Genomic DNA, 10,562 nt, shown 5'->3' on the forward strand with positions numbered 1-10,562 from the left:
CGCCAGCATCGAGCTGCCCGCGGCCGAGCGGCCCGACAAGGAGTGGATGTACCTGCCCGCCTTCGCGCTGATTGCGCTCGTGTGGGCGATGCAGAAGCCGAGGCAGCGCAGGCGTGCGGCCGAACGCGCGGCGGCGCTCGCCGATGAGCGCACGCAGGGGTGAACTTCAGGCCCGGCAGATTAGGGCCCGCAAGTAACCCGGACGAGGCCGCAGGCGCTCAGGCGCCGGTGGCCGTAGCCATGCGGGCGAGGGCCTCGTCCAGTGTCGCACGCGGGCAGCCAAAATTGAGCCGCAGCCACCCGGGCGCACCGAAGTAGCGCCCGTCGGACAAGCCGACGCCGGCTGCCTCGAAAAACGCTGCGACATCCCCGATGTTGTATTCCGCGATGAGCTCACGACAATCGAGCCACGCCAGATAGGTCGCCTCCGGTCGTGCTAGCGAGATGCCCGGCATGGCCGCGACCGCCTCCATGACCCGGTCGCGGTTGCCACGCAGATAGGCGAGCAGCGCCTGCCGCCAGGGGTCACCATCGCGGTAGGCGGCCTCGGCCGCGACCATGCCGAGCACGTTCACATGCGGCACGATGCCGCGCATCGCGTGGCGGTAACGCCGGCGCAGCCCAGCGTCCGGAATGACGGCGAAGGCGCAGTACAGCGCTGGGACGTTCCAGGTCTTGGACGGCGCCATCAGCGTGATCGTGCGCTGCGCCGCATCGGCATCCAGCGCAGCGATCGGGCGATGCCGGCAGTCTTCGTCGAGCACCAGGCCGCAGTGGATCTCATCGGAGCAGATCAGGAGGTCGTGCCGGCGCGCGAAATCCGCCAGTCGGCGCAGTTCCGCTTCGTCGAAAACGCGCCCCACCGGGTTGTGCGGCGAGCACAGCAGCAACATCTGGCTACGCGCATCAACACTCGCCTCCAGCGCCGCCCAGTCCCAACATCAGCGTCCCTCCTGAAGCACCAGTTCGCAGCGCTGCAGCACCCGGTCCGTGTTCTCCGGTGCGGACAGGAAGGGCGGGTACACCGGCGCCGCGGTGAGCACCCCGTCGCCGGGTTTGCCGGCGATCGCACAGGCCAGGTTGAAGCCCGTCACCACACCCGGAAGCCAGACCAGCCAGTCGGGATCTATGGTCCAGCCATGGTCACGCTGCAGCCCCTCGACGACCGCCTCAACCAGGGACGGCCAGGCGTCGGTGTAGCCGAACACACCATGATCGATCCGGCGATGGAGCGCCTCGACCACGGCGGGCGGCGCCGCAAAGTCCATGTCGGCGACCCACAGGGGAAGGACGTCCCGCCCCGCGTAGCGGCCCCACTTTTCGCTTGGCAGGCTGCGGCGGTCGATGATGCGGTCGAAATCGAAGGCGGGGGCGGTCATGGCGAGAGCGTCGGAGGTTGCACGAGGGGCATTGTCCCGCATCGGGGTGGAGGGCGCAGCCCTTGAGCGATGGTTGGTGCAGCTGCGATCCATCAGCGGGACCGGAATCGAAGCCACCGCCTACACGCGCCGCCTTGTGCAGGGAAACTGCGTGGAGGCGGCCGACGGAGAGCCTATCCAGCTTGCCCGTCGTTCTTTACCACCCCGAAGCGTTGCAGGGTGTGCTCGCGTGCGGCAGCGTGGTCCACGATCGGTTCCGGGTAGTCGACACCGATCTTGGTACGGCACGCCGTCTGGTCGATGCCACCCAGGGTCCATGGCGCGTGGATGAACTTGTCGGGCACACGTGCAAGTTCGGGCAGGTAGCGGCGGATGAAGCGGCCCTCGGGGTCGAACTTTTCCGACTGGGTGACGGGATTGAAGATGCGGAACCAGGGCTGCGCATCGCACCCGGTGGAGGCCGCCCACTGCCAGCCACCGTTGTTGGCAGCGAGATCGTAATCGTTGAGCTGGGCGGCGAAGTAGCGCTCACCGAGGCGCCAGTCGATGCCGAGGTCTTTTGTGAGAAAGGAGGCCACGATCATGCGCAGCCGGTTGTGCATCCAGCCGGTCTGGTTCAACTGGCGCATCGCCGCGTCCACGATCGGGTAGCCCGTGCGCGCCTCGCACCATGCGGCGAAGCGCTCGGGGGCATCATCCCATTTGACCGCCTCATACTCCGGACGGAAGGCATGATCGACCACCCGCGGGTTGTGCCACAGGATCTGGTGATAGAAGTCGCGCCAGATCAGCTCCGACAGCCAGCTGTCGGCACCCTCGCCGCCTCGGGCTCGAGCGTGCGCGGCGAGTTGGCGGATCGACACCGTGCCGAAGCGCAGATGCGTGGACAGATAGCTGACGCCCTTCACCGCAGGAAAATCGCGCGCGCGCTTGTAGCGGTCGATGCGCGCGGCGAAGTCCTCGAACAACCGCCGTCCGCCACGCATGCCCGTGGGCAGGTTCAGCTCGGCGAGCCCGGCGGGTTCGAAGCCGATATCGGCCAGGCTGGGCAGAGTTTCACCCATCGGCTTCGGCGCCAGGTACACGGCGTATTTCTCCACTGGATACGCCTTGAGCTGGAAATCATCAATCGCCTTGAGCCAGGCGTTCTTGTATGGCGTGAACACGCTGTAGGACTTGCCTGCCTGCGTCAGCACGTCGTCGCGCTCGAAGATCACCTGGTCCTTGAAATCCTGGTAGCCGATGCCGGCTTCCGCGAGCGCCTGCGCCACCCGGCTGTCACGCACGATCGCGCCGGGTTCATAGTCGCGGTTGGCGAAGACCTTGTCCACGCCGAGCACTGCGGCCAGACGCGGCAGCACATCCTCGGCACGGCCGTGGCGCACGATCACCCCAGCCCCCACCCCTCCCGCTGCGCGCGCCATGGCCCCGAGCGCTTCATCGAGCTCGATCAAGCTGGCATGGATGAACTCGACACGGCGATCCCGGCGCGAGCGCAGCGCCTCCAGGATCGCGGTATCGAACACGAAGGCACAATGCACGCGATCGGCGAAGCGCAGGGCATGATGGAGCGCCGCATGGTCAAAGCTGCGCAGATCGCGACGAAACCAGACGAGAGCGGAAGGCATTGATCTGTCCAGGACAAATAAAGCCTGCATTATGACCCAGCCCGTAGCGCCAAGAACGGGGTCGATGGGCGTAAAATGCCGTCCATGGATACGCCCACGGCCAATTTCACACACCACTTCCTGATCGCCATGCCCAACATGGTCGATCCTCACTTCGCGCGCACCCTGACCTATATCGCCGAACACAATGACCAGGGCGCGCTCGGTCTCATCGTGAACCGGCCGATCGACATGACGCTCGCGACGCTTTTCGAGCGCATCGAACTCCCACTGGAAGCCGAGGGCATTTCCGCCCAGCCGGTGTATTTCGGTGGCCCGGTGCAGACCGACCGCGGCTTCGTGCTGCACCGGCCACTCGGCGACTGGCACTCCACGCTCAAGGTGACCGACGAGGTCGGCCTGACCAGCAGCCGCGACGTGCTCCAGGCCATCGGCGCGAACGGCAAGCCGGAGCAGGTGCTCGTCACCCTTGGCTACGCCGGCTGGGCCGCGGGCCAGCTCGAGCAGGAACTGCTCGACAACGCCTGGCTCACCGTACCCGCAGACATGGCCATCGTATTCGATCTGCCACCCGAAGAGCGGCTTGCCGCCGCGATGCAGAAGCTGGGCGTCGACTTCACCAACCTGAGCGAGGTTGCCGGGCATGCCTGACGCGGTCGCCGCCGCCCTGCCCGCGCGCGGCACCGTTCTCGGATTCGACTTCGGCCTCGCGCGCATCGGCATTGCCAGCGGCGAGCTGGAAACCTGCCAAGCCAGCGCGCTCACCACCGTGCACGAGGAGGCCAGCGACGCCCGCTTCCAGGCAATTGCCGCCTTGATCGAGAAATGGCGGCCGATCGCCCTCGTGGTCGGCATTCCCACCCACCTCGACGGCACGGCGCACGAGCTTACCGCGCGCTGTCACCGCTTCGCGAACCAACTCCACGGCCGCTTCGGGCTACCCGTATTCACCGCCGACGAACGCCTGTCTTCGGTGGCGGCCGAACGCGAGCTCGCCGACGCCGGCCGCAAGCACTGGCGCGAACGCAAAGCGGTACTCGACGCAGCCTCCGCGCGGCTCATCCTGCAAACTTTCCTGGACACCCGACGCCATGAAGAACCTTGACGCCGAAGCCCTCTACCGGCAGCTCGCCGAGCAGATTCGCCCCCACGTCACGCCTAAGACAGCGCTCGTAGGCATCTACACCGGCGGCCTGTGGCTGGCCGAGCGGCTGCACGCCGAGCTCGGCATCACCCAGCCACTGGGCGCGATTGACGTCTCGTTTTACCGCGATGACTACGGCAGCAAGGGTCTGCATGCCAGCCCGCAGCGCACCGAGATCCCCTTCAACGTGGATGGCGCGCATGTGATCCTCGTCGATGACGTGCTGTACACGGGGCGCACCACTCGGGCTGCACTCAACGAACTGTTCGATTTCGGACGCCCGGCGATGGTCGAACTCGCCGTACTGGCCGACCGTGGCAGCCGTGAACTGCCGATCGCTGCGCGCTACTGTGCGCACACCCTGCCCCAGGCGCTGCCGCGCGAGCAGAGCCTGCAGTTGCAGCGCGACGAGAACGGCCGGTTCACACTCGAACTGACCGGGAACGAGTAACCGCCGTACGGACACAGCGCGACTGCGCTGCTCCGTCTTCTCATCACCCCCTCCCTTTCCTGCCCACTCGCTGACACCGAGGCACGCCCGATGCGCCACCCCCAGCTCAACCAGCACGGCGAACTGCAGCACCTGCTCACGCTAGACGGTCTGCCGCGCGACATCCTCACCACCATCCTCGACACCGCCGCGCCCTTCACCGAAGTCGCCGAGCGCGAGGTCAAGAAGCTGCCGCTGCTGCGCGGCAAGAGCGTGTTCAACCTGTTCTTCGAGAACTCGACACGCACCCGCACCACCTTCGAGATCGCCGCCAAGCGGCTGTCGGCCGACGTGGTGAACCTCAACATCAACACCAGCTCTGCGGCCAAGGGCGAGAGCCTGCTCGACACTGTCGACAACCTGTGTGCGATGCAGGCCGACATGTTCGTCGTGCGCCATGCCGCCAGCGGCGCGCCGATGCTGATCGCCCAGCACCTGCGCAATACCCGGCGCGAACACATCAGCGTGGTCAACGCCGGCGACGGGCGGCATGCGCACCCGACCCAGGGCCTGCTGGACATGTATACGATCCGCCACTTCAAGCAGGACTTCAGCAACCTGACGGTGGCGATCGTCGGCGACGTGCTGCACTCGCGCGTCGCGCGCAGCCAGATTGCCGCGCTGACCACACTCGGTGTGCCCGAGGTGCGCGTAATCGGCCCCAAGACCCTGCTGCCGACCGAAGTCGAAAAGCTCGGCGTCCGCGTGTTCCACGACATGCGCGAGGGCCTGAAGGGCGTCGACGTGGTGATGATGCTGCGCCTGCAGAACGAGCGCATGAATGGCGCGCTGCTACCCACGCCGCAGGAGTACTACAAGATCTGGGGCCTGACCGCCGAGAAGCTCGCGCTCGCCAAGCCCGACGCCATCGTGATGCACCCCGGTCCGATGAACCGCGGCGTCGAGATCGACTCGGCGGTAGCGGATGGCGCGCAGGCGGTCATCCTGCCCCAGGTCACCTTCGGCATCGCCGTGCGCATGGCGGTCATGAGCATGCTGGGCAGCCGCTGAGCGCCCGCCACCGGAAGACGAACGAGCATGAACATCCTGATTTCCAAGGGCCGCGTCATCGACCCGGCCAACCGCAGCGACGCGGTGCAAGACGTCTATGTTTCGGGCGGCAAGATCGTCGCCCTCGGTCAGGCCCCGCAGGACTTCGTCGCCGAGCGTACGATCGACGCCAGCGGCCTCGTGGTCGCCCCCGGCTTCATCGACCTCGCCGCGCGCCTGCGCGAGCCCGGGTTCGAATACCGTGCCACGCTCGAGTCCGAGATGGAGGCGGCGATGGCCGGTGGCGTCACCAGCCTGGCGATCCCGCCCGACACCGACCCGGCACTCGACGAGCCCGGCCTGGTCGAGATGCTGACCTACCGCGCCAAGAAGCTGAACCGCGCCCACATCTACCCGGTCGGAGCACTCACGCTCGGCCTCAAGGGCGAGCGCCTGTCGGAGATGGCCGAACTGGTCGAAGCCGGCTGCGTGGCCTTCTCGCAAGCCAATGTGCCGGTCGTGGACAACGCAGTGCTGATGCGGGCGCTACAGTACGCCGCAACCTTCGATTTCCGCGTCTGGCTGCAGCCGCTTGCACCCTTCCTGTCGCGCATTGGTCACGCGCACGACGGCGAGGTCGCCACCCGCCTGGGCCTCACCGGCATCCCGGTCGCGGCCGAGACGGTGGGACTGTACACCTACCTCGAACTGGCCAAGGCCACGGGTGCGCGCCTGCACATTACCCGCCTGTCCTCGGCCGCCGGCCTCGCCTTGATCGACCAGGCGCGCACCGAAGGGGTGGACGTGACCTGCGACGTATCGATCAACCACGTCCATCTGTGCGACATGGATATCGGCTATTTCGACCCCAATTGCCACCTGATCCCGCCGCTGCGCAGCCAGCGCGACCGTGAGGCGCTCTGCAAGGGACTCGCTGACGGCCGCATCAACGCCCTGTGCTCGGACCACACGCCGGTGGACGATGATGGCAAGCAGACCCCATTCTCCGAGTCCGAGCCCGGGGCCACCGGACTCGAGCTCCTGCTGCCGCTGACGCTGAAGTGGGCGGACCGCGCTGGTCTTTCGCTGCTCGACGGCCTCGCCCGCATCACCTCGGACGCGGCGAAGATCGTCGGCATCACCAAGGCCGGCCACCTGTCGGTCGGCGCACGCGCCGACGTATGCGTCTTCGATCCGGCAGCCCACGGCATCGTCACCCGCGAGGGGCTGAAGAGCCAAGGCAAGAACACGCCCTTCCTCGGCATGGAACTGCCCGGAAAGGTGCGCTACACCCTGGTCGAGGGCCAGGTGATGTACGAAGGCCGCTGAATCCTCGCCGGCGCCCGGTCGCCGGCCTTGAACGAAAAGGGGCAGCCGGTTGCGGCTGCCCCTTTTCGTTCGAACGCCAACGCGGAGATCAGGCGCCGAACAGCAGGGGCGCAAAGCCGTTGCGCACCCCGGCGAGCACCATCAAAACGATCTGCAGCACCAGCAGTAACACCAGCGGAGAGAGGTCGACATTGGCAATGGTCGGAACCACGCGACGGAAGGGACGCAGGAACGGCGCAGCAAGCGAGTGCAGCACCGGTGCCAGCGGCGCGTGCGGGCTCACCCAGGACAGGATCGCCGAGCCGAGCACCACTGCAAACAGCAGGTACACCATCATTCGCAGCAGCTCGATCAGCCCCACGCCCAGCAGACCGGCCAGCACCGACGCGGAATCGCCGCTGAAGGCGGCACCATGCAAACTGAGCTCGAAGGCCACCAGCAGCACCTGCACCACCCAGGCCGGCAGCAGGCTGGCCATGTCGAGCCCGAACAGGCCAGGCACGACACGACGCAGCGGACGCACGGCCCAGTCGGTGGTGCTGACCACGAACTGGCCGAGCTGGTTGCGGAAGGATATGCGCTGCCACTGCATGTAGAAGCGCGCCAGCAGCATGAGCGTGATGAAGCTGGCGAGCACGTCAACCACCAGCAACAGGATGTTCGCGAGCATCGCTCAGTCCTTTCCGAGTAATTCACCGAGTTCGCGGCCCCGCGCCTCGGCGGCGCCAACCGCGGCGACCAGCACATCGTGCCAGCCTGCACCAGCCAGATGGGCCAGTGCCGCCTCCGTCGTGCCGCCCTTGGACGTCACCTTCTGGCGCAGCACTGCGGGCGCGTCCGCCGAGCCCGCGGCCAGCTTCGCCGCGCCGAGCACGGTGTCGATCGCCAGCCGGCGCGCGGCCACCTCATCGAAGCCCAGGCGCTGGCCCGCAGCTTCCAGCGCCTCGATGAAGTGAAACACATACGCCGGGCCACTACCCGAGATCGCCGTCACCGCATCCATCTGCGCCTCGGTTTCGGCCCACACCGTGCTGCCCACCGCGCTGAGGATGCGCTCGGCGTCCTCACGCCCGGCGGCATCCACCGAGGGATCCGCGTACAGGCCGGTCACACCGGCACCGATCAGCGCGGGGGTGTTGGGCATGCAGCGCACCAGGCGGGTGTAAGGGCGCCCTTGCCCCCCCAGCCAGCGGCCGAGGTCGGCCAGGCGCAGGCCGGCGGCGATGCTGATCACGAGTTGCCCGTCGAGGCGCCCCGCGAGCGGAGCAAGCGCCAGCTTCATCTGCTGCGGCTTGACCGCGAGCACGACCACATCGCAGTCCAGCGCAGCCTCGTCGAAGGCCGCCACCGCGCGCACGCTGAACCGGCCCTCGAGTACCGCGCACGCCTCGCTGCCGAGTTCCACGACCTGGATGTCTGCAGGCAAGAAGCCACGTTCCAGCATTCCGCCGATGAGGGCAGTGGCCATGTTGCCACCACCGAGGAAGGTAATCTTCATTCAATGACCTCGAGATAAAGTCTGATGTGCGCGCAGGCGCCGATCAGGCCGATGTGACGCCCACCCGCGTCTGCCGCTCGCCGAAGATCGCGGTGCCGACGCGCACGATGGTCGCCCCTTCGGCAATGGCCGGCTCGATGTCGTGCGACATGCCCATCGAGAGCGTATCGACTTCCAGCCCACCTTTGAGGAGCGCATCACGCAGACTGCGCAGCAAGCCGAAGCGGGCACGCAGAAGTGCCACATCCTCAGTCGGCTCGGGAATGCACATCAGGCCGCGCAAGCGAAGCTGTGGGAGAACGGCAACCGCGTGCGCCAGCTCGATCGCCTGCTCGGGCGCGACGCCGCTCTTGCTGTCCTCGCCACTGACATTGACCTGGACGCACACGTTCAGCGGCGCCAGGTGCACATCGCGCTGTGCGGACAGGCGTTCGGCGATCTTCAGCCGGTCGATGCTGTGCACCCAGTCAAAGGCGTTCGCCACCGGCCGTGTCTTGTTGCTCTGCAGCGGGCCGATGAAATGCCACTCCAGCCCCATCCCGCGCAGGGCCTCGACCTTGTCCACGCCCTCCTGGACGTAGTTTTCACCAAACACGCGCTGTCCAGCCTCGGCCGCCTCGCGCACCGCTTCGGCCGGCCAGGTCTTGCTGACGGCCATGAGCTGGACATCATCAGTGGAACGCCCCACAGCTTGGGCAGCGGCCGCGACACGGCTGCGGACGGCAAGCAGGCGCTCGGCGATTGTCGTCATGATTCGTGGCCTATTTCCTTGGGGAGCGAAGCGCGAAAAGTATAGCATTGCGCTGTTCGCCCGATTTTCGTTCAACCTGCCCCGCATACGGGGCGCCACTGCGCCGGAAAGACCATGGACATCACCGAACTGCTCGCCTTCGCGGTCAAGAACAAGGCCTCCGACCTCCACCTTTCCGCCGGTCTGCCGCCCATGATCCGCGTACATGGCGATGTCCGGCGCATCAACCTGCCGCCACTCGAGCACAAGGAAGTGCACGGCATGGTGTACGACATCATGAACGACGGGCAGCGCAAGCAGTTCGAGGAAACCTGGGAGTGCGACTTCTCCTTCGCCGTGCCCAACCTCGCCCGCTTCCGCGTCAACGCCTTCAACCAGAATCGCGGCGGCGCAGCCGTCTTCCGTACCATTCCCTCCAAGGTACTTTCGCTTGAAGAACTGAACTGCCCGAAGATCTTCAAGGATATCGCCAGCCAGCCGCGCGGCATCGTGCTCGTCACCGGGCCGACCGGCTCCGGGAAGTCCACTACGCTCGCGGCGATGGTCGATTACGTGAACGAAAACGAGTATGGCCACATCCTCACCGTCGAGGATCCAATCGAATTCGTGCATGAATCGAAGCGCTGCCTGATCAACCAGCGCGAGGTGCACCGCGACACCATGTCCTTCAACAACGCCCTGCGCGCCGCGCTGCGCGAAGACCCGGACGTGGTACTCGTGGGCGAGATGCGCGACCTCGAGACCATCCGCCTCGCGCTCACTGCGGCCGAAACAGGCCACCTCGTTTTCGGCACCCTGCACACCTCGTCGGCAGCAAAGACCATCGACCGTATCGTCGACGTCTTTCCCGCAGCGGAAAAGGACATGGTGCGCTCCATGCTGTCGGAGTCCCTGCGTGCGGTGATCTCGCAGACGCTGCTCAAGACCAAGGATGGTCAGGGTCGGGTGGCGGCGCACGAGATCATGATCGGCACCCCCGCGATCCGCAACCTGATCCGCGAAAACAAGATCGCGCAGATGTACTCTTCGATCCAGACCGGCCAGAACGCGGGTATGCAGACCCTGGACCAGTGCCTCGCCGACCTGGTGCGGCGCAATGTGGTCTCGGCGGCAGAAGCCCGCCACAAGGCGCAGAACAAGGAAAGCTTCGCCGGTTGACCGGCATCCCCCACTCTCCCGCCCGCAGGAGCACAAGCAGATGGAACGCGATCAGGCCCTCAAGTTCATGCACGATCTGCTGCGGCTGATGCTGCAGAAGAACGGTTCCGACCTCTTCATCACCGCGGGCTTTCCGCCCGCGATCAAGATCGACGGCAAGATCATCCCGCAGTCCAACCAGATCCTGCAGCCCCA

11 protein-coding genes and 2 pseudogenes are annotated in these 10,562 nt (G+C 66.4%); 8 read left to right on the plus strand and 5 right to left on the minus strand.

All coding sequences use genetic code 11. From position 1 onward, the window contains the following. Positions 1-13 precede the first annotated feature (13 nt). Positions 14-163 (plus strand): DUF3394 domain-containing protein, encoded by a 150-nt coding sequence (locus ACPT9U_RS16485; protein ID WP_435751741.1) that lies wholly within the window; start codon positions 14-16, stop codon positions 161-163. A 55-nt stretch (positions 164-218) separates the two neighbouring features. Here the strand turns inward: ACPT9U_RS16485 and ACPT9U_RS16490 are convergent. Together ACPT9U_RS16490 and ACPT9U_RS16495 are read right to left on the minus strand one after the other, a co-directional pair. Beyond that, positions 219-1,379 (minus strand): annotated as a pseudogene (locus tag ACPT9U_RS16490) (MalY/PatB family protein). Between the two features lie 173 nt (positions 1,380-1,552). Further along, entirely contained in the window at positions 1,553-3,007 is a 1,455-nt protein-coding gene (locus tag ACPT9U_RS16495; protein WP_435751731.1) for a cryptochrome/photolyase family protein, read from the minus strand. A gap of 75 nt (positions 3,008-3,082) precedes the next feature. On the opposite strand from ACPT9U_RS16495, the gene ACPT9U_RS16500 reads away from it, so the two are divergent. From ACPT9U_RS16500 to ACPT9U_RS16520, 5 genes are all read left to right on the plus strand, one after another. Next, the gene (locus ACPT9U_RS16500) at positions 3,083-3,658 is read left to right on the plus strand and encodes a YqgE/AlgH family protein (protein ID WP_435751732.1); all 576 of its coding nucleotides are present in this window, start codon (positions 3,083-3,085) and stop codon (positions 3,656-3,658) included. After that, positions 3,651-4,112 (plus strand): Holliday junction resolvase RuvX, encoded by a 462-nt coding sequence (gene ruvX / locus ACPT9U_RS16505; RefSeq protein ID WP_435751733.1) that lies wholly within the window; start codon positions 3,651-3,653, stop codon positions 4,110-4,112. Before ACPT9U_RS16500 ends, ruvX begins: the two co-directional genes overlap by 8 nt. Continuing rightward, positions 4,099-4,602 carry a bifunctional pyr operon transcriptional regulator/uracil phosphoribosyltransferase PyrR gene (gene pyrR, locus ACPT9U_RS16510; protein WP_435751734.1) on the plus strand — a complete coding sequence of 168 codons (504 nt, stop codon included), beginning with the start codon at positions 4,099-4,101 and terminating at the stop codon, positions 4,600-4,602. Before ruvX ends, pyrR begins: the two co-directional genes overlap by 14 nt. A gap of 90 nt (positions 4,603-4,692) precedes the next feature. Next, the gene (locus tag ACPT9U_RS16515) at positions 4,693-5,652 is read left to right on the plus strand and encodes an aspartate carbamoyltransferase catalytic subunit (RefSeq protein ID WP_435751735.1); all 960 of its coding nucleotides are present in this window, start codon (positions 4,693-4,695) and stop codon (positions 5,650-5,652) included. Between the two features lie 27 nt (positions 5,653-5,679). Further along, a complete protein-coding gene (locus ACPT9U_RS16520; protein ID WP_435751737.1) occupies positions 5,680-6,960 on the plus strand; it encodes a dihydroorotase in 1,281 nt (426 codons plus the stop codon). Positions 6,961-7,048: 88 nt separating this feature from the next. Here the strand turns inward: ACPT9U_RS16520 and ACPT9U_RS16525 are convergent, their stop codons facing one another. The 3 genes from ACPT9U_RS16525 to ACPT9U_RS16535 are packed head-to-tail and all read right to left on the minus strand — an operon-like array spanning position 7,049 to position 9,209. Continuing rightward, a complete protein-coding gene (locus ACPT9U_RS16525; protein ID WP_418365469.1) occupies positions 7,049-7,630 on the minus strand; it encodes a YggT family protein in 582 nt (193 codons plus the stop codon). A 3-nt stretch (positions 7,631-7,633) separates the two neighbouring features. Further along, complete coding sequence (gene proC / locus ACPT9U_RS16530) at positions 7,634-8,458, minus strand: pyrroline-5-carboxylate reductase (protein ID WP_418365468.1); 825 nt, start codon at positions 8,456-8,458, stop codon at positions 7,634-7,636. A gap of 43 nt (positions 8,459-8,501) precedes the next feature. Further along, complete coding sequence (locus ACPT9U_RS16535; RefSeq protein ID WP_435751739.1) at positions 8,502-9,209, minus strand: YggS family pyridoxal phosphate-dependent enzyme; 708 nt, start codon at positions 9,207-9,209, stop codon at positions 8,502-8,504. A gap of 114 nt (positions 9,210-9,323) precedes the next feature. Here ACPT9U_RS16535 and ACPT9U_RS16540 point away from each other — a divergent pair, with 114 nt between their 5' ends. Continuing rightward, positions 9,324-10,367: a type IV pilus twitching motility protein PilT gene (locus tag ACPT9U_RS16540; protein ID WP_418365466.1), complete on the plus strand. Its 1,044-nt coding sequence runs from the start codon at positions 9,324-9,326 to the stop codon at positions 10,365-10,367. Between the two features lie 40 nt (positions 10,368-10,407). Further along, a pseudogene (locus ACPT9U_RS16545) lies at positions 10,408-10,562 on the plus strand (type IV pili twitching motility protein PilT); the annotation flags it as partial.

This window comes from Thauera sp. AutoDN2 (assembly GCF_051280715.1).
Classification (GTDB): Bacteria; Pseudomonadota; Gammaproteobacteria; order Burkholderiales; family Rhodocyclaceae; genus Thauera.